The organism is Hymenobacter daecheongensis DSM 21074 (assembly GCF_900141805.1).
GTDB lineage: Bacteria > Bacteroidota > Bacteroidia > Cytophagales > Hymenobacteraceae > Hymenobacter > Hymenobacter daecheongensis.
On sequence record NZ_FQYN01000006.1, the window covers coordinates 83,506 to 102,776 of the forward strand.

13 protein-coding genes are annotated in these 19,271 nt (G+C 59.8%); 4 read left to right on the plus strand and 9 right to left on the minus strand.

Annotated elements, in window-relative coordinates:
- The first annotated feature begins 107 nt into the window (after positions 1-107).
- A complete protein-coding gene (locus BUB62_RS12515; RefSeq protein ID WP_143164146.1) occupies positions 108-3,095 on the plus strand; it encodes a hypothetical protein in 2,988 nt (995 codons plus the stop codon).
- 80 nt (positions 3,096-3,175) lie between these two features.
- On the opposite strand, the gene rpoN is transcribed toward BUB62_RS12515, so the two are convergent.
- A complete protein-coding gene (rpoN, locus tag BUB62_RS12520; protein WP_073110559.1) occupies positions 3,176-4,756 on the minus strand; it encodes an RNA polymerase factor sigma-54 in 1,581 nt (526 codons plus the stop codon).
- Positions 4,757-4,993: 237 nt separating this feature from the next.
- Here rpoN and asnS point away from each other — a divergent pair, with 237 nt between their 5' ends.
- On the plus strand, positions 4,994-6,397 hold the full coding sequence (asnS, locus tag BUB62_RS12525) for an asparagine--tRNA ligase (RefSeq protein ID WP_073110560.1): 1,404 nt from the start codon (positions 4,994-4,996) through the stop codon (positions 6,395-6,397).
- A 113-nt stretch (positions 6,398-6,510) separates the two neighbouring features.
- On the opposite strand, the gene BUB62_RS12530 is transcribed toward asnS, so the two are convergent.
- The 6 genes from BUB62_RS12530 to BUB62_RS12555 all read right to left on the minus strand — a co-directional run bounded on the left by BUB62_RS12530 (position 6,511) and on the right by BUB62_RS12555 (position 12,890).
- Positions 6,511-6,768, minus strand: coding sequence for a hypothetical protein (locus tag BUB62_RS12530; RefSeq protein ID WP_073110964.1), 258 nt, complete (start codon positions 6,766-6,768; stop codon positions 6,511-6,513).
- A gap of 59 nt (positions 6,769-6,827) precedes the next feature.
- Positions 6,828-7,889, minus strand: a complete 1,062-nt coding sequence (locus tag BUB62_RS12535) for a hypothetical protein (protein ID WP_143164147.1) — start codon at positions 7,887-7,889, stop codon at positions 6,828-6,830.
- A gap of 154 nt (positions 7,890-8,043) precedes the next feature.
- Entirely contained in the window at positions 8,044-9,297 is a 1,254-nt protein-coding gene (locus tag BUB62_RS12540; protein WP_159437461.1) for an alginate O-acetyltransferase AlgX-related protein, read from the minus strand.
- 46 nt (positions 9,298-9,343) lie between these two features.
- The gene (locus tag BUB62_RS12545) at positions 9,344-10,762 is read right to left on the minus strand and encodes an MBOAT family O-acyltransferase (protein ID WP_073110564.1); all 1,419 of its coding nucleotides are present in this window, start codon (positions 10,760-10,762) and stop codon (positions 9,344-9,346) included.
- A 96-nt stretch (positions 10,763-10,858) separates the two neighbouring features.
- Positions 10,859-12,139, minus strand: a complete 1,281-nt coding sequence (locus BUB62_RS12550; RefSeq protein WP_073110566.1) for an alginate O-acetyltransferase AlgX-related protein — start codon at positions 12,137-12,139, stop codon at positions 10,859-10,861.
- Positions 12,140-12,419: 280 nt separating this feature from the next.
- Entirely contained in the window at positions 12,420-12,890 is a 471-nt protein-coding gene (locus tag BUB62_RS12555; RefSeq protein WP_073110567.1) for a hypothetical protein, read from the minus strand.
- Positions 12,891-13,155: 265 nt separating this feature from the next.
- Here BUB62_RS12555 and uvrA point away from each other — a divergent pair, with 265 nt between their 5' ends.
- A complete protein-coding gene (uvrA, locus tag BUB62_RS12560; protein ID WP_234988687.1) occupies positions 13,156-16,176 on the plus strand; it encodes an excinuclease ABC subunit UvrA in 3,021 nt (1,006 codons plus the stop codon).
- A gap of 214 nt (positions 16,177-16,390) precedes the next feature.
- Positions 16,391-17,752 (plus strand): Fic family protein, encoded by a 1,362-nt coding sequence (locus BUB62_RS12565; protein WP_073110569.1) that lies wholly within the window; start codon positions 16,391-16,393, stop codon positions 17,750-17,752.
- Between the two features lie 32 nt (positions 17,753-17,784).
- Here BUB62_RS12565 and BUB62_RS12570 read toward each other — a convergent pair whose 3' ends face one another.
- On the minus strand, positions 17,785-18,465 hold the full coding sequence (locus tag BUB62_RS12570; protein WP_073110571.1) for a TMEM175 family protein: 681 nt from the start codon (positions 18,463-18,465) through the stop codon (positions 17,785-17,787).
- A gap of 120 nt (positions 18,466-18,585) precedes the next feature.
- Entirely contained in the window at positions 18,586-19,257 is a 672-nt protein-coding gene (locus BUB62_RS12575) for a DUF4142 domain-containing protein (protein ID WP_073110573.1), read from the minus strand.
- Positions 19,258-19,271: the final 14 nt, after the last annotated feature.

Genomic DNA, 19,271 nt, shown 5'->3' on the forward strand with positions numbered 1-19,271 from the left:
TCCGGCAACCGCCAGAATTTAAGAGTGCCAGGGCCGACGCTCTGGCACTTTTTTTATTTTTAATATTTATTAAACAATATTTAAAATGACTTTTATTACATTGTGCTATGAAGATATTTACTGGTGCTTTGAAGCCGCTGGTTGTGCTAGCCGGCTGGGCGGTGCTTGCCGCAAGTGGTAGTCTGGTCTGGAAGGCCGCCCCGACAGTGCCGCCGCGCTTAGTCCGGTTGCAGGAGCGCGAAAGAGAGCGGGAAGAAGCGGAGCGCCGCCCCGACCGCCCCGATCTGGTGCAGCAGCAGGAAGTGGCCCTCACCCGCGACCCGCAGACCGGCACCGTACCCCGTGAGCGGCTGCTGGTGGCCAAAGCCCAGATTGAGCAGCTACTACTAGCGCGGGCCAGCCAGCGCCCCGCCGCCTCTAGCCTGAGCAACGCCAACTGGACCGAAAAAGGCCCCAACAACATCGGGGGCCGCCTCCGGGCGCTGCTGCCCGACCCCGCCGATGCTACCGGCAATATCGTATGGGCCGGCTCGGTGGGCGGCGGCCTCTGGAAAACTACCAACGCCGCCAGCGCCGCCCCTACCTGGACGCAGGTGAACGATGCCTTCGGCAGTCTGGCCGTAACGGCTCTGGCTGCCGACCCCGAAAGCCCCGATATTATGTACTTCGGCACGGGCGAGGGCTTCTACAACATGGATGCCGTGCAGGGGCTGGGTATCTGGAAGTCTGTGAATCATGGGGTTAGCTGGACGCATCTGGCCGCCACCAACAACAGTAATTTCTACTACGTGCAGCGCCTGACGGTGGCTCCCAACGGTCACCTCTACGCCGCTACCCGCAGCGGCCTCTGGCGCAGCACCAACAAAGGGGTAGCCTGGACCCAGGTGCTGGGCACCGGCAACGGCTCTGTGGTGAATGATTTCGGGGATGTGAAAGCCGCCGCCAATGGCACGCTGTATGCGGCGGCGGGGCTGGTTTTCTCGCCCAATGATGGTATCTACCGCTCTACCAACAACGGCAACAGCTGGACCCGGCTGAATACGCTGCCCGGCTCCGGTCTGCCCACCTCGGGCTTCGAGCGAATAGAGCTGGCCTGCGCGCCCAGTGATGCCAACCGGGTGTACGCCATTTTTCAGAGCAGCTCCACCCGCGGTCTGCTGGACATCTACCGCTCTACCAACGGCGGCAACAGCTGGCAGGCCCTGCCCAAACCCGACGATGCCGACCCGGACATCACGGCTGCCGACTTCACCCGCGGCCAGGGCTGGTACGACCTGCTCCTGACCGTGTCGCCCACAGACCCCAATACGGTGTTTGTGGGAGGGGTTGACCTGTTCAAAACCTCGAATGCCGGTGCCACCGATGCCGCTACCGTGAGTTGGCGGCAGCTAAGCCACTGGTATGCCGGCTATGGCTTTCAGTTTGTGCACGCCGACCACCACACAATGGTGTTTGCGCCGGGCTCGGGCACGCGGGCCTATTTTGGCAACGACGGCGGCTTTGCCACCACCAGCAACGCCACGGCCGTCACGCCTACCATCACACACCGCAACAGCGGCCTGAACGTGACGCAGTTCTTCTCGGTGGCCATGCACCCCACCAACGTGAACTACTTTCTGGCCGGGGCGCAGGACAATGGCACCCAGCAGCTTGGACCGTTGGGCGGTCTTGCCAGCCGCGACATCAACGGCGGCGACGGCGCGTTTTGCTTCATCGATGAGGACGAGCCGCAGTTTCAGTTTGCCACCTACGTGCGCAGCAATATCTACCGCTCCTCCACCGGCGGCAACGACGTGACTAACGGCTATTTCTTTCCCGAAACCATCTCGCAGGACAACGGCGGCTCGTTCATCAACCCGATGGAATACGACAGCAAATTCAACGTGCTGTATTTCGCCTACGGCAACAACCAGCTGCGGCGCTGTATTCGGGCTACCGGCCCCATCGGCAATGCCACGCTGGGGCCAGCCCTGAGTACCATTGCGCTGCCCGCCGGCTCGGGTGTCGTCACGCACGTATGTATGTCGCCTAATGTCGATAACCGGGTGTATGTGGGTACGGATGCGGGCCGCGTCATCCGCATCGACAATGCCACCGGGGCCTCCCCCACGGTCAGTACGCTGTACTCCGATGCCTTCAGCGTATCCGTGTCGTGCGTGGCCGTGGAGCGCGGCACGGCCACGCCCAACCCCGATCAGCACCTGCTCCTGACGCTGGCCAACTACGGCGCGGCCGTGGTGAACGTGCGGCAGAGCGTGAACGGCGGCAGCACCTGGACCGCGGCCGAGGGCAACATTCCGGATATGCCCGTGCGCTGGGCGATGTTCGATCCGGCGGGCGGCACCCGCGCCATGCTGGCTACCGAGTTGGGCACCTGGACCACCGACGACCTGGCAGCCACGCCCGTGGTGTGGGCACCTGCCAACACCAACCTAGCCAATGTGCGCGTGGACATGCTGCGCCTGCGCAAAGTGGATAAAAGCGTGGTGGCCGCTACTCACGGGCGCGGGCTGTTTACGTCCAACATCTTCGCCATAGCGCCGCTACCGGTGCAGCTGGTGGCCTTCACGGGCCGCGCCACCGAGCAGGGCGTAGCCCTGAGCTGGCGCACGGCCAGCGAGCTGAATGCCAGTAGCTTTGAGGTAGAGCGCTCCGCCAATGGGCGGGATTTTGGCCGGCTGGCCAGCGTGAAGGCGGCCGGCACCAGCACTACCACCCGCAGCTATGCCTATACCGATGGCACCGCCGGCCCCGGCCGTCACAGCTACCGCCTGCACCAGCTCGACCTCGACGGCACCGCCGCCTACTCGCCCGTGGTGACGGTAGAAATCAAGGAGGCACCCGCTCCCTTGTTTAGCAGCGCCTACCCCAATCCATTCGACCAAAAGCTGACCCTGCAGCTGCCGCAGCCCATTGGGGCGGGGTTCACGGCCACACTCACCGACGCGCGGGGCCGCACGGCTTTCAGCACCGCGCTACGGGGCGAGGGCCGCCAGCTGCCGCTGGCCGTGCCGGCGCGGCTGGCCTCAGGCACTTATCTGCTCACGGTGCGCGGCGCGGGCCGCCAGACCACCCAGCGCGTGCAGCGCCGCTAGCTGCAAAACGCTCAAACACCAAAAAGCCCGTCGGATGCGCATCCGATGGGCTTTTTGGTGTGAGGCATACATTTATTCGCCTATAACTCTTTGCGTAGCCGAGCCACCGGAATATTCAGCTGCTCGCGGTACTTAGCCACGGTGCGGCGCGCAATGTTGTAGCCGCGGGCATTGAGCATTTTCTCCAGCTTGTCGTCGCTCAGCGGGCGGCCCTTGCTTTCGCCCTCAATTATTTCCTTCAGAATGTGCTTCACCTCGCGGGAGCTGGCATCCTCGCCCGAGTCGGTGGCAATGCCCTCGGAGAAGAAGTATTTCAGCGGGTAGATGCCGAATTCCGTCTGCACCGATTTGGAGTTGGCCACCCGGCTCACGGTGCTGATGTCCATACCGATTTCGGTGGCTATGTCCTTCAGAATCATGGGCCGGAGCTTGCTTTCGTCGCCTTCCAGAAAGAACTCGTGCTGGTAGCGCACGATGGAATCCATGGTGCGCAGCAGCGTTTGCTGGCGCTGCTTGATGGCATCGATAAACCAGCGGGCCGAGTCGAGCTTCTGCTTGACGAAGGTGACGGCCTCTTTCATCTTCTTGTCCTTCTTGGCCGCCTTGTCGTAGGCCTGAAACATCTCGGTGTAGGCCGGGGCCACGCGCAGGTCGGGGGCGTTGCGCGAGTTCAGCGTGAGGTTGAACTGGCCGTTGTCGGTGGTCAGAATGAAGTCGGGGATGATATACTGCACCTTGCCCAGGCCCACCGGGCCGGTGCCGCCAGGCTTGGGATTGAGCTTGAGAATCAGGGCAATGGCTTCTTTTAGCTCATCGTCTTCCAGATCCAGCTTCTGCTGAATGCGCTGGTAGTGCTTCTTGGTAAACTCGTCGAAGGTTTCGCTCAGAATCCGCTCGGCGTGCTCGGTCACTTCGTCCTGGGGGCGGCGCTCCAGCTGGAGCAGCAGGCACTCCTGCAGGTCGCGGGCAGCAATGCCGGGCGGGTCGAAGCTCTGCACCAGATGCAGTACACCCTCAATCTCGGCTTCTTCGGCCTCAATATTCTGCGAAAAAGCCAGGTCGTTGGCAATGGCCGACAAATCGCGCCGGATGTAGCCGTCGTTGTCGATGGAGCCGATAAGCTGGCGGCCGATGGCTTCCTGCTTCTCGTCCAGATCGGCAAAGCCCAGCTGGTCCATCAGGGCATCAATGAGCGAGCCGCCGGTGTCGGCCAGGGGCATTTCCCGGTCGTCTTCGGGCTCACCGGGGCCGTCGCCCTGCATTTTGTAGCCCGCTATTTCGTCGTCGTTCAGGTAGTCGCCCAGGTCCAGCTCCTCGTTGTCCTTGGTGGTTTCGGCGGGCTCTTCTTTGGCAGGCAGCTCTATTTCGGGCTGTTCTTCGGCACCTTCGCTGAAGTCCTCGTCCAGGGTATTGTCGTCGCTGTCGAACTCCGAATCGGGGTCGTCGAAGTCATCGGAGTCGTCCGAATCATCGTCGCGCTCCTGGTCTTCCAGCTCATCGTCGGTGTTTTCGTCGCCTTCTTCCAGCGCCGGATTTACTTCCAGCTCTTCTTTAATGCGCGTTTCCAGCTCTGCCGTCGGAATTTGCAGCAGCTTGATGAATTGTATCTGTTGGGGAGACAACTTCTGCGAGAGAAGCTGCTTCATGTCAAGTCGTTGCATACTTAGAAATGCGTGTAACCCTACCGGAAAACGGAAAGGGCTCTACTTCAAAGATAGAGATTTCTGTACTTGAGTTGAGGTGAAAAAGTTGAAACTAAATACGGGCCTTGGCTGCCAAAACGCCTGGTTGTCGGCCGCAAACAAAACAATCCGGCCAGTTTCGGGCCAACTGATTTCAGCGCTAGCCAAAACCTCTACCTTTGTTTTTCTGAGTTTTAACCCCGAAATCCGAGTCCGATGTCTGTCAGAAGATCGAGCGTGCAGGAGTTGCTCCACAGCCAAGAGCTGGAGCGCGAAGTAGTAGTGAAAGGCTGGGTACGCACCCGCCGCGGCAATAAATACGTGCAGTTCATCGCCGTCAACGACGGTTCCGGCTTCCATTCCATTCAGGTGGTGGCCGATGCGGAGCGGTTTCCGGAAGAGCAGCTGAAGGCCGACGGCGTGGAAAACGGCGCGGCCGTGATGGTACGCGGCAAGCTGGTGGCCTCGCAGGGCAAGGGCCAGACGGTGGAGATTCAGGCCGAGGAAATAACGGTGTATGGCAAGGCCGATACCGAAACGTACCCGCTGCAGAAGAAGGGCCACTCGCTCGAATTTCTGCGCGAAATAGCCCACCTGCGCCCCCGCACCAACACCTTCGGGGCCGTACTGCGCATCCGGCACGCCATGGCTTTCGCCATCCACCAGTACTTCAACCAACACGGCTTCTACTACGTGCACACGCCCATCGTGACGGGCTCCGATGCCGAAGGAGCCGGCCAGATGTTTCGCGTGACCACGCTTTCGGACCAGAACCCGCCGCTGACGGAGGATAAATCCGGTGTGGACTACAAGCAGGATTTCTTCGGCAAGCAGACCAACCTGACCGTTTCGGGCCAGCTGGAAGCCGAGGTGGCCGCTATGGCGCTGGGCAAAGTGTACACGTTTGGCCCTACGTTCCGGGCCGAAAACTCCAACACGGCCCGCCACCTAGCCGAGTTCTGGATGGTGGAGCCCGAAGTGGCCTTCAACGAGCTGCAGGACAACATGGACCTGGCCGAGGATTTCCTCAAAAGCCTGGTAAAATATGCCCTGGAGCACTGCGCCGACGACCTGCAGTTTCTCAACGAGCAGTACGACAAGGAGTTATTGGGTCGCCTGCAGTTTGTGGTTGATAATGATTTCCAGCGCCTGACCTACACCGAGGCAGTCGAAATCCTGAAAACCGCCCGGCAGAAGTTCGAATTCCCGGTGGACTGGGGCACCGATCTGCAAAGCGAGCATGAGCGCTACCTCGTGGAGAAACACTTCAAAAAGCCCGTTATCCTGACCGATTACCCCAAGGATATCAAGGCCTTCTATATGAAGCTCAACGACGATGATAAGACCGTGCGGGCCATGGACGTGCTGTTTCCCGGCATCGGCGAAATCATAGGCGGCTCGCAGCGCGAGGAAAACCTGGAGAAACTGCAGGCCCGCATGGCGGCCATGAACGTGCCCGAGCACGAGCTATGGTGGTATCTGGAGTTGCGCAAATACGGCACCGCGCCCCACGCCGGCTTCGGCCTGGGCTTCGAGCGCCTGCTGCTGTTCGTGACGGGCATGGCCAACATCCGGGATGTAATTCCTTTCCCCCGCTTCCCCAAGAGCGCGGAGTTCTAGACCACGGATTCGCGCGGATTTTTCGGATTACGCGGATTTTGTAGACGATTTTTTACGCCGAGCGGCGGTTCTTACCGGAACCGCCGCTTTCGTTTTTATGGTAATGCAGCGCGCTAGCAGTAGTGCCGCAGTTCCTTGTCGTCTACGGCTACCAGCGTATCCAGCCGGATTTCCAGGCCGTTTTCGAGGCGCAGGTATTCCACTTTCTCCCGGATGAACAGGTCTTGGATGATGCCGTGGGTGGTGCTGGGCGGGGTGTCGGGCTCGGGGCGGTAGGTGAGGGTGCAGGGCTGCCGCGTGGTTGCGCGGGCCTCCAGCTCATCATAGAAGGAGCAGCTGATGGGATGGTATTCGGGCTCGGGTTGACTCATGGCGGCCGGCATTGTTGGGTGCGCACCTTCTACGCAACTCGGCTCCGGGTAGCGGGCTTTTATGACTGATTTTCGGGTGGGTTTGCGCCTGTTGCCGGGGTGCCGAGCAGTGGGCGCAACGGGGCGAAGAGCGGGTGCCGGTCCAGAATGAGGGCCACGGCCGTGGCTACCACCGGCGCGGCCAGCAGTAGCATCCGGCTCATCTCGCCCGAGAGCAGCATGTGGGCCAGCACCACCAGCAAGGTTAGGATGGCCGGACCCGCCTGCAGTCGGGGCAGCCATGTCCGGATGGCACTTCGGCCGCCCCAAAACCCCGCCAGCAGCACCAAGTTGAACAGTCCATACACGCCGCTGCAGATGAACAAACCACGCGCCGAAAACAACCAGCGCAGGTTGCTGACGACGTTGCGGCCGTGGTTCAGCGCATTGGCCACGCTGCCCACCGCCGCCGGCGGAGCCCAGGAATCTACCAGCGCGTGCAGACCCAGCAGCAGACCCGCCGCGCCCAGCAGCGCCAGCAGCCGCTGCCCCCACGGCACGAAGCCCCCATACAGCAGCGCCAGCGGCAAGAACAGTACGAACGATTCTTTCAGCACCGGCCCCAACAGCATAGCAGCCAGCAGCAGCGGCCCCGAGCGTATGGTGAGAGCATAGTAGAGCACCACCACGGCCAACACCACGGCGCTATCTACCAGCACCAGGCCCGTAACGTAGGTGGCCGCCCCGCACGTCATCACGGCGGCCATGCCGATGAGCGCGGGGCCGGCCGCCGCGCCGTGGGCGCGGGCAGTACGAAACACAAAAAGCCCCGCCAGCGCCAGCAGCAAGCCATTCAGCAGGAAGAAGCTGATGCCCAGCGGCGGCTGGGCACTAGGCGAAACCAAGCCGGTGATGAGGTGCAGACCCTGGGCCAGCGCCCCCGCCAGCAGGGGCAGTATCACCCGGTAGCGGTGCGTGACGGGCACCTCAAAGTGGCCCTGCGCCATGTGCAGATAGCTACGCTCATCACCCGTATAACCCGCCGGATGATTTGCCAGCACCAGATAGGCATTACTCCAAAGCAAGGCCAGCGCCAGCAGGTACACGAGCAAAAAGGACTTGCGGCGGGGGAGTAAGAGCATAGGCCTTCAAGTATAAGCAAGTTGAAGGTTGTTTTGCGGCCTCCGATTTTTCCCCAGCGCTAACCGGGCGGTCTACTATAGGAACATCAGGGTGCTTCAGCCACTCATGGCACATGTAGGCACCCTTGTCTTCACCAATGGTGCCGGGTTGGCTTTACAAGTGCGTATGATCGTACAGGTTTGCTGCTTTCTCGTACATATGCCAGGAAAAATCCGGGTCCTTAGAGGCTTCCTCCCAAGTTGCTTTGCTCTCTAATTCTTTGGCCAGTTGGTTGATAGCTGCCTTGTCAGCCTCCGTGAGGGGACGGTAAAGCCGGTAAGCTTGGTTAATAAAGCCGAAGCTAAGGTGGCCCAGATTCTGCTCGCTGCAAATCAGAATTACCACATCGCGGCCGGCTAGTTGCTCACCCAAATTCAGTTCGCTCACGGTGCGGGACCCAGGGGTAGTTTCGGGCCAGTACACCCGCTCATTGCTGGACCAGTAGCGCGACGTAGGCGTAAGCAGACGTTGGTAGTAAGGGTAAAAATTGTAGAAGCTCTGGGCGAAGCTGTCGCCAATAATCAACGCGTTGGCTCGCTGCTTGCCCGTTTCCGGCTCAAATCGCACGCGCGGATACGCCATCGGGTACGGGGGCTTGTCATACATCAGGTTGAGGATTTCCTGAATATCGTTGTCAGTAAAGCGCAGAGAATCGGTTTCGGTGACAACCTGGAGACCGTGAGAAGCGAAGTCCGGCAAGTCGCGGTGGGTGAGCTGCTCAACCCGCCGAAACAGCGTATCGGCCACCAAAGCCGTAGCGTAACCGCTCCAGTGGGTGCCGCCTCGCGGAAACATCGGAAAGCGGGTGGTATCCTGCCAGCGGCCGAGCAGCGCCGCCGCATCCAGCATATTCACCTGGTATTTGCGGGCAGCCCGCACTACAGCATCGTAGTTGGTGGCATTGCGCGGCTGGGCATCATAGCTTTCCGGGAGCATAGCCGGCAGAATGCGGGGCTTGCCCGGCGCTACCACCAGCAGCAACTGCGTGCCATGTGCCCGCAACGAATCCTGCACAATCTTCAGGCGGCGAACCAGATGGTTCATTTCCTCGCCGGCGTAGTCGCGGCCCAGAAACACATCGATGGTGACGGGCTGAAACAGCACATCGTCTTTGCCTACCACAACGACCGGCACGCGGGTTTGGTGGAAAGCCGTATAAGCCAGCTGATTGCGTAGACGCAACAGCCAGCTGCGAAACCCCAATCTATCCTGCAAGTACGCCTCCATGCGGGGCTGAAAGGTATTGTTGCGCAGTGCCGGCCAGTTCAGTTCGGGGTGAGGCTGCTGGTCAAAATAGCCATCGAGTGGGGCTACCGTGACTATGCCCAGCTTGGCCTGGAGGGCCGGGGCTAGCAGGAGCAGGAGCAAGCCGCCAAACAACAGCCTTTTGGGGGAGAGGAACGACATCAGAGCCCTAAAAACGGAAGTAAATAAACGGGTTGAAGCTGCTGCCAATAATGTAGCTGACGCTCAGGATCAGGAGAATGGCGGTGGCCAGGCTCATGCCCACGGCGCGGGGCAGGGCCAGCTTGTCGGCGGCCAGCGTACCTAGCTCCCAACGCTCTACGCGAGGCAGCGCAGCCATGAAGGCAAACAGGGTGGCCAGCGCCAGCGTAACCCAGAATTCGTTGGTGAAGTGCGGCAAATCTGCCAGGCCCCCGCCGAACATCCGCCGCACATATGCCAGGGCCTCACCGAGACTTTCGGCCCGGAACAGCACCCAGCCTACTACCGTGATGAGGAAAGTAGGCAGGATACTCAGTACGCCAAGGCGCTTGTAGAGATTGAGCAGGAAAAGCCGGTCCAGGATCAGAAACAGACCGTGGAAAGCGCCCCAGGCAATAAAATTCCAAGCTGCCCCGTGCCAGAAGCCCGACAGGATAAACACCGTCCACAGGTTCACATACAGCCGGGAGGGCTTCACGCGGTTGCCGCCCAGCGGAATGTAGAGGTAGTCGCGCATCCAGCGGCCCAGCGTGATGTGCCAGCGCTGCCAGAACTCGGTGATGCTGCGCGAGATGTAGGGGTTATTGAAGTTTTCGGGAAACTGAAACCCGATCATCCGGCCAATACCGATGGCCATATCGGAGTAGCCTGAAAAGTCGAAGTAAATCTGGAACGTGTAAGCCAGTGCCCCCAGCCACGCCAGCGGGGCCGACAGCTCCGCGGGAGCTAGCCCAAAAATTCGGTCGGCTTCCTGACCCAATACGTTGGCAATCAATACTTTCTTCGACAAGCCGATAACGAAGCGAAACAGGCCGGCCAACTTATGGTCAATGGTTTCGAAGGCGGCGCGGTGCGTGAGCTGGTCGGCAATTTCGTGGAAGCGCACGATAGGGCCGGCAATCATCTTCGGAAACAGCATGATGTAGAGCATGAAGTCCCAGAAGCTGCGCAGGGGCTTGTTTACGCCCCGGTACACATCAATGGAGTAGGTGAGCTTCTCGAAGGTGAAAAAGGAAATGCCGATGGGTAGCACCACTTTCTCCCACGTCAGGGCCCCGCCGCCAAAGGAGGCCTTCACGGCGCTGAAATTCTCCAGAAAGAAGTTGGCATACTTGAAATAGAACAGCATCGCCACGTTCAGGATGATGCTCAAAATAAGATAGATGCGCTTCTTATAGCCCTGCGAAGCATCCATCAGGCGGATGATGAAAAAGTTCAGCACCACCGAGGCCAGAAACAGCGCCAGAAAGTTGATGCCGCCCCAGGCATAAAACAGCAGACTCGCCGTGAGGGCCACGAAATTCTTCAGCCGGATGGGGGCCAGATAGTATAGGAGCAGGAAGGCCGGGAAAAAATAGAACAGGAAGAGCGTACTACTGAAAACCATACAGGAAGGCGAAAAATGAAATCAGAAAGCAAGGGACACAGATAACGGCGTGGCGGCTACAGGTATTTCCCTAAAGCGAGCCATGAACCAGAGCACTTATCGCGGCTGCAACAATTCCCGGTCGTACTGCGCTAAGGCCTGCGCGTGCAGCGAATCGGCCAGCGCGTGGCTACCGCTATACTGCTGCTGCCAGAGGCGCTGCTGGTAGCGAGGATTGGCCTCCAGCTGCTGCTGAATCTGTGCCACCCGGGCCTGTGCAGCGGTCGGCAGCGGGTAATACAGATCGTAGAGGCGGTCAATTAGCGTGTGGTTTGGCAGGTTATGCTCGGTCATGAGCAACAGCAGAAAGTTGCGCGACTCTATCTCGCGACGAAAATCCAGCTGCCCCAGGTTTTCGCCTGTCCCTGTATATTTTTTGTTGTACACGAAAATCGTCCCATCTATACCCCAAAAGCGTGATTCCGGTGCAAAAAGGGTCTGCAGGTAGGGATAAAACTGCATGAAAGCCCAGTTGAAGCTGTCGCCGATGATAAGCAGATTGGGCCGCTGCTGCCCGGCCCGCAGCGAATCGAACGTGACGGTGGGGTAGGCAGTAGGATGGTGTCGGTAGGGGAATACCAAGTTCATCGGGTCGCTCAGGTCGCTGTCGGTAAAGCGCAAGCTATCGGTGCGCACCACCACGGGGCCGTGCCGCCGGAAGTTAACCAGATCGAAGCGGCCGGTCTGCTCGATGCGGGCAAAGAGCGTGTCGGCCACCAGCGCTGCTCCGTAGCCGCTCCAGTGCGTGCCGCCTTTCGGGAAGAGTGGGTAGCGGGTGGTATCCTTCCAGAGGCCGAACAGATGCGCGGCATCCAGTAGGTTTATTTGCTGCGCCTTCATCTCGCGCACAAACGCGGTATAGTTGGTGCGGTTAGTTTGGGACTGGCGGAAGGCCGCGGGCAGTGTTTCGGGCTGGTAGCGGGCTTTGTTGGGGGCCATCACAAACAGCAACGGAATGCCGCGCCGGGCCAGCGCTTCCTGCACGGCCCGGAGCCGCCGCACGCGGTAGGCCACTTCCTCATCACCCAAGAAATCCTTGCCCTGAGCCGCCGCCACGGGCGAGGGCTGAAACAGCACCAGGTCCTGGCCCACAACCAAGTCGGAGGAGCGGGCCACGCCCAGCAGCGACAGCGACAACTGATTGCGCAGCCGGATCAGCCAGCCGCGGAAACCGATATTGTCTTCCAGGTAACGCTCAAGAGCGGGTTGGAAAGTGCCGGCCAATACGCCTTCCTTGCTAAACTCCGGGTTAGGGGCCGGTGTGTAAGCGCCGTACAGCGGTGCTTCCTGGGCCCAGTGAAATTTGGCCTGCAACGCCGGAATTAGGCAGAGCAGCAACAGTATGGAGAATAACAGACGCTTGATAGAAACTGACCAGGCAGGCATAGAATAGGAAACTGAAAATGGAGTCAGTCGGCTGGCCGAAACGTGCAGAGGCCGGGCCGGCAGAAGCGAAGACCAAACGAGCTTTGCTCCAGAGTACAGGCCAAATTCTGGCAAGAAACAAGTAATCCGGCTATTTGCCAAGTTGGCCCTGGCTACGCGCCCGCGGAAGCCGGCACAAAAAAGCCTCTCCCGCAGGAGAGGCTTAAAAAGGAGAGCAGAAAAGAGGCGCTGATTAGTGTTTGCCCTTTCCTTTCCCTTTGTCATGGCCTTTGCCGTGGCCTTCGTAACGGTCATCGTCATAGTCGTGGCCGCGACGGTCGTCATTGTTGCGGCCGTAGTATTTTTTGGCCTGGCCGGGTGGCATTCCGTGGGGGTGGCCCTTATACTTGGTGCGGTATTCCTCAATGCGCGTCCAAGGCTGGACGCCCACGTAGTCGACTACCACAGGGTGGAAAGTGCGGGGGTTGTAGCCGGCGTTGGCCAGGCGGGTCCAGCGGCCGTTGCGCTGCACCACGTACACCCGGTCGCGCACATCGTAGTAGCCATCAACTTCCGGAATGTAGTAGTACTGCGTGTTTGGTCCCACGGCCGGCCCCCAGGCAGGAGCGGAAATATTGACGTTGACCTGCGCCTGAGCCGGGGCAGCAACTCCGGCCAGCAGCAAAAGCGCTGCGGCGAGGGAAATTCGGGTGAACGGGTTCATACGGAGCAGAAATTACAGGTGAGAAGATAGCCGGACGTTGGCAAGAACAGCGCCAGAGTGCCTGTGTACGGACTTAGCCCAAACGGAAGTTGGATTGACGGGCACAAAACCCTGGTTTTGGTTGTTATTGGCCATCTGTGCCGCCACCCCTCCCGACCCCGGCTTTTTTGGGTTCGGTCGGCCAAATAGATTGGTAAATAACAAATTCGGGTGGCGAAAGGAACGCTGTCTGCGTACCTTTGCGGACTTATTCGACTTGCTCTGAATGGCTAAGAAAACCAAGGCAGCCGCGGCTGCCGTTACGCCTGAGATTACCGCCGCCGCGGCCGTGGCGGATAACGCTAATGGCCATACTACCGCCGCCGTGCAGGCCGTGCCCCGCACTGAGTTGGTGAGCGAAGCCGTGCTGGAAAATCATTCCGACGGCCAGCCCACGCCCGGCGGGGCCGAGGTGGAAGCGCCTTTCATTGAGGTGTACGGGGCCCGGGAGCACAACCTGAAGAACGTATCGGTGAGCATCCCGCGGGGCAAGCTCGTGGTGTTTACGGGCATCTCGGGCTCGGGCAAGAGCAGCCTGGCCTTCGACACCATCTACGCTGAGGGGCAGCGCCGCTACATGGAGACGTTTTCGGCCTACGCCCGCTCCTTCATGGGCGGGCTGGAGCGCCCCGACGTGGACAAGATCGAGGGCCTGTCGCCGGTTATCAGCATCGAGCAGAAGACTACCTCGCGCAACCCGCGCTCCACGGTGGGCACCATCACCGAGATTTACGACTTCCTGCGCCTGCTCTACGCCCGCACCGCCGAGGCCTTCAGCTACGCCACGGGCGCGAAGATGATCCGGCAGAGCGACGAGCAGATCATCAACTACATCCTCAAGCACTTCGCCGACCACAAGGTAGTGGTGCTGGCCCCGGTGGTGAAGGGCCGCAAGGGGCACTACCGGGAACTGTTTCAGCAGATTGCCAAGCTGGGCTTCACCAAGGTGCGTGTGGATGGCGAGCTGCTCGACCTCACGGCCAAGATGCAGGTGGACCGCTACAAGATTCACGACATCGAAATCGTCATCGACCGGCTCAAGGCCACGAAGGAGGACCGGTTCCGCCTCTCCGGCTCGGTGCAGAACGCGCTGACCCACGGCAAGGGCACCATGCTGGTGCTGGACTCCGACTCGGGCAAGACCCAGTTCTTCTCCCGCTTCCTGATGGACCCCACCACCGGCATCGCCTACGATGACCCGGCCCCCAACACGTTCAGCTTCAACTCGCCCTACGGGGCCTGCCCCACCTGCAACGGCCTGGGCGAGGTGCAGGAAATAACGGAAGACTCAGTGCTGCCCGATAAGAAGCTGAGTGTCAGCCGCGGCGGCATCGCGCCGCTGGGCGAGTACCGCGACATCTGGATTTTTCAGCAGCTGAGCCTGATTCTGAAAAAGCAGAAGTTCAGCCTGAGCACCCCGCTCGAAAAGATGCCCGCCGACCTGATCGGGCGGCTGCTCTACGGCGTGCCCGAAGACGAGGACGCCGACCCCAAAAAGAGCAACTACACCGAGCCCTTCGAGGGCATCATCCCCTTCCTGCGCCGGCAGATGGAGTCGGACTCCGAGAACATCCGCGCCTGGATTCAGGAGTACACCCAGGCCCGGCAGTGTCCCGAATGCCAGGGCCTGCGCCTCAAGAAGGAAAGCCTCCACTTTAAGATTGCCGACAAGAATATCGGCGAGCTGTCGGTGATGGACATCAAGGAGCTGAGCACCTGGTTTGAGGGCCTAGAAAGCCGGCTGACGGAGCGGCAGAACGTGATTGGCCGGGAGCTGCTCAAGGAAATCCGCAAGCGCATCGGCTTTCTGCTGGAAGTGGGCCTTGAATACCTCGACCTGCACCGCTCCGTGCGGACTCTTTCGGGCGGGGAAAGCCAGCGGATTCGCCTCGCCACGCAAATCGGCACCCAGCTCGTGGGCGTGCTCTACATCATGGACGAGCCCAGCATCGGCCTGCACCAGCGCGACAACGAGCGGCTTATCAAGGCCCTGCAGCACCTGCGCGACATCGGCAACTCCGTCATCGTAGTGGAGCACGACAAGGACATGATCATGCACGCCGACTACGTGCTCGATATTGGCCCCGGCGCGGGCATCCACGGCGGCCACATCGTGGCCCAGGGCTCGCCAAAGGACATCTTCAACTCCGGCAGCCTCACCTCGCAGTACCTGAGCGGGCAGAAGCACATTGAGTTGCGCCGGCAGAAGCGCAAGGGCGACGGTGGCCAGCTGGTGCTCAAGGGTGCCACCGGTCACAATCTCAAGAATGTGACGGCCAAGTTCCCCCTGGGCAAGCTGGTGGCCGTAACCGGCGTATCGGGCTCGGGCAAGTCGAGCCTGATTCACGATACGCTGTACCCGATTCTGAACCAGTTCTTTTTCAACTCGAAGAAAGACCCGCTGCCCTACCAGAGCATCGAAGGCCTGGAGCTGATTGATAAGGTAATTGAGGTAGACCAGTCGCCGATCGGGCGCACGCCGCGCTCCAACCCGGCTACCTATACCGGCGTGTTCACTGAAATCCGCAGCCTGTTTGCCTCCCTGCCCGAGGCCAAGATCCGGGGCTACGGGCCGGGGCGCTTCTCCTTCAACGTGAAGGGTGGTCGCTGCGAAACCTGCGAGGGCGCCGGTATGCGCACCATCGAGATGAACTTCCTGCCCGACGTGCACGTGCCCTGCGAAACCTGTAAGGGCCGCCGCTACAATCGTGAAACGCTGGAGGTGCGCTTCAAGGGCAAGAGTATCACCGACGTGCTCGACCTGACGGTGGAAAAAGCCGTGGAATACTTCGAAAACCAGCCCCGCATCATCCGCAAGATTCAGGTACTCAACGAAGTGGGTCTGGGCTACCTCACCCTGGGCCAGCAGGCCACCACGCTCAGCGGCGGCGAGGCCCAGCGCGTAAAGCTGGCTACCGAGCTGGGCAAGAAGGACACCGGCAAAACCTTCTACATCCTCGACGAGCCCACCACCGGCCTGCACTTCGAAGACATCAACCACCTCTCCGACGTACTCCAGAAGCTGGTGGACAAGGGCAACACGGTGCTCATCATCGAGCACAACCTCGACCTGATCAAAGTGGCCGACCACGTCATCGACCTTGGGCCCGAGGGCGGCGGGGGCGGCGGCACCATCGTGGCCCAGGGCACGCCCGAGCAGGTGGCCAAGGTGAAGAAAGGCCACACCGCCCGCTTCCTGGCCGAGGAGCTGAAGGTGAGCCGGTACGCCGACGGGAAGCAGGCGTAGAGCCGATGAAAACCGATTAAAGAGCCTGTTACTTCTTCGTAACAGGCTCTTTTGCTGCTGGGTGTCAATCTTCTGTGCCTCTCTCCTGACAGAGAAAGGAAGAAGAGTGTTTTATAAAAACTACTAAAAGTTATTTGAATTAGTAGTTTATACTTGATGATGTATAGATTTGTAAAGACTACTAATTTAAGGAAGGTTTAGTAGTTTTTGACCTATGAAATTAGAACAGCCACCAGTTTCCGCTACCCGCGTATTTGAAGATCCGGAAGTGTTCCGGTACTTCCGCAATGAGGATGTGATGAAGCTGGCCCGCCGGGCCAACCACGAATACTGGTACTGGACGGAGCTAAAGCATCGGCCACTACCGCCGGGCATTACGGCCGACATGCTATGGGCCATCATTAAGGTGAACCGGCAAACCAACTTCCGTGAGTTGCGGGTCGGTACTATTGCCGGTTGCCGGTTTCAATACCAGGTGACGGAGCCGACGGTAGAAAAGCTCCACCGCTTCGACCTGTACATGGGCGGCATCCTGCAGGCCGATACCCTAATTCCGGCCGATGATAAGAACCGGTATCTGGTCAGCTCCATTATGGAAGAAGCCATTGCATCGAGTCAGTTGGAGGGGGCCGCCACTACGCGGGAGGTAGCCAAGGACATGCTGCGCAAGCAGCGCAAGCCCCGCAACCAGTCGGAGCGGATGATTTACAACAACTACCAGACTATTCAGTACATCCTGGCCAATAAGAACGAGGCCCTGACCCCGGAAATGCTCTGCCAGATCCAGGCCCGCATGACGCTGGATACCCTGGAAAATCCGGAGCACACCGGCCGCTTTCGGCTGAACGACGATGTGCGCGTGGAGGATTATACCACCGGCGAGGTAGTTCATATCCCGCCGGCGCAGAAAGACCTGGCCGCGCTGCTGGACTGGTACTGCGCCTTTGCTAACGAGGAGATACTGGGCAAAAGCGCGAGCGGACAAGGCTTCATTCATCCCATCGTGCGGGCTTCCATCCTGCACTTTCTGCTGGGCTACATTCACCCCTTTGCCGATGGCAACGGCCGGACGGCCCGGGCCGTGTTCTACTGGTATCTGCTGCGCAAAGGCTACTGGCTGCTCGAATACATGTCCATATCCCGGATCATCCACCAGTCGGCAGCCCAGTATGCCAAGGCTTATCTGTTCACGGAATACGATGGTAACGACCTGACGTACTTTATCAATTACCAGGTCAAGACCCTGGATGCAGCCTTCACCAGCCTGCAGCAGTATATCGAGCGGAAGGTATCGGAGAAGAAACAACTGCGGGATTTCCGGCACTTAGTTGGCCTGAATGAGCGGCAGACCGGGATGGTGCAGGAGCTGCTGTCGGAGTCTACAGCTGAATGGACCATTCAGGAAGTAAGCCACCGGTTTAATTGTGTTTACCAAACTGCCCGCACCGACCTGATGCGGCTGGAAAGCCTGGGCCTGCTGGAAGCCCGCCGGGTAGGCAAAGCCAAACTAGTGTACGTGCGGGCCGGTGCGTTTGACGAAGTGGTGGCACGGTTGCGGCAGCCGCGCCGGGCTTAGCCGAGTGGCTTTATATTAAGACTCTGCCCAGCTCAGGCCAGCGCGGGCGCTCCGTGCTGCTCCCGGTAGGCCGCCTCCAGTCGCCGGTAGCGGCCGCGGAAGTACAGGCCCAACAGCGGGAAGATGAAGGCTGGCAACATGCGCAGTAGCCACGGATGCACGAAAAAGGCCAGCCCGATGCTCACGCCAAACACGATGGGCGTCATCAGCGGGCGGGCCAGGTCGAGGTCGGGGTGGGGGCATTCGTGGGCCGCTACCACTTGGTGGGCCGGGTTGCGAAGATGACGCTGAATAAGGGTCTGCATCAGTCCGGTAGCAATGATGTTGGCGCTATACAGAATCCAGGGCGTGGCCAGCATCGCATACTCGCTCTGATAGGCGGTAGTGAAAGGCATGAGCACGATACTGAGCAGAAACAACAGATTCAACCACAGTAGCTTATTGTCCAGGCGGCGCACGAAGCGGAAAATGCGGTGGTGAGCTACCCAATAGACGGCAATGATGAAGAAGCTGAGAAAGAAGCCAACCAGCCTGGGAATCAGGTGTAGCAGGCCCTGCGCGGCGGCCTGCTCAGTGCGGTGTTCCAGCTCAGGTACTTTCAGCTCAATCACCAGCAGCGTTATGGCAATGGCGAATACGGCATCGGTGAACAGAATCACTCGCTCGATCTGGAATGCGTCCCGGTTGTGCGGCGCTTTTTCGTTGTCATTCATAGCCTGTAGGGCCGGGAAAATGGAACCGGCCGACTAAAGATAGCGAGCTACTGATATAAGCAAAAAGCCGCCGCAGAATATTCCGCGGCGGCTTTTCGTCCCGGTCACCCGGTCTGTAGCTTACATGGCCGCGTGCTTCTTCGACATATCTAGGTGGTTTTGCACCACCGGCATCACCTTCCCGATGAAGCCCTGCACGTCGGCATCCTTGGTCATGGCCTGGTGGGCCTTCAGCGTGTTCAGAGTTTTCTGGTGGTCCGTCACCATCTGGTCGAGGTATTTCTTCTCGAACTCCTTGCCCGAAAGCTTGCGCATCTCGGCCGCAATGGCCTTATGCTCCGCGTCCATATCGGGGGGCAGTACCACGTTTTTCTTGCCGGCAATAACTTTCAGGTCGGCCGTCGATTTGGTGTGGTCCTTCACCATCATGTTGGCGTGCTCCTTGGCCATGCCCGATACGCCTTTTTCCAGAGCCAGCTTGCTGAGTTGAATCTCGTTCTGGTCGCTGGCCGCTGCCGACTGCATAAACTCCGCGTCGGTGGAATGCGGGGCGGTGGGGCCGGCCGCATCAGCGGGCATAGCGCCAGACGAGTCGGCGTTGGCCGTCACGGTGGGGCCGGCTTCGTTGTCGATAACGGTAGCATCAGCCTGCACGCCGCCTTCATCGGCCGCTTTGTCCATATCACTCACGGCTTCGCCGGCGGTGCCATCGGTGCGTTTGTTGCCGTCGCCGCAGCCGGCCAGCGAGAGGGTAGCAGCCAGGAGCAGGCAGGAAAACAGGGGCTTTTTCATAAACTAGGGTTGGG

Coding starts and splice junctions, on each gene's coding strand:
- BUB62_RS12515 (WP_143164146.1), top strand. CDS start 108: ATGAAGATATTTACTGGTGCTTTGAAGCCGCTGGTTGTGCTAGCCGGC.
- rpoN (WP_073110559.1), bottom strand. CDS start 4,756: ATGCAACGACTTGACATGAAGCAGCTTCTCTCGCAGAAGTTGTCTCCC.
- asnS (WP_073110560.1), top strand. CDS start 4,994: ATGTCTGTCAGAAGATCGAGCGTGCAGGAGTTGCTCCACAGCCAAGAG.
- BUB62_RS12530 (WP_073110964.1), bottom strand. CDS start 6,768: ATGAGTCAACCCGAGCCCGAATACCATCCCATCAGCTGCTCCTTCTAT.
- BUB62_RS12535 (WP_143164147.1), bottom strand. CDS start 7,889: ATGCTCTTACTCCCCCGCCGCAAGTCCTTTTTGCTCGTGTACCTGCTG.
- BUB62_RS12545 (WP_073110564.1), bottom strand. CDS start 10,762: ATGGTTTTCAGTAGTACGCTCTTCCTGTTCTATTTTTTCCCGGCCTTC.
- BUB62_RS12555 (WP_073110567.1), bottom strand. CDS start 12,890: ATGAACCCGTTCACCCGAATTTCCCTCGCCGCAGCGCTTTTGCTGCTG.
- uvrA (WP_234988687.1), top strand. CDS start 13,156: ATGGCTAAGAAAACCAAGGCAGCCGCGGCTGCCGTTACGCCTGAGATT.
- BUB62_RS12565 (WP_073110569.1), top strand. CDS start 16,391: ATGAAATTAGAACAGCCACCAGTTTCCGCTACCCGCGTATTTGAAGAT.
- BUB62_RS12570 (WP_073110571.1), bottom strand. CDS start 18,465: ATGAATGACAACGAAAAAGCGCCGCACAACCGGGACGCATTCCAGATC.
- BUB62_RS12575 (WP_073110573.1), bottom strand. CDS start 19,257: ATGAAAAAGCCCCTGTTTTCCTGCCTGCTCCTGGCTGCTACCCTCTCG.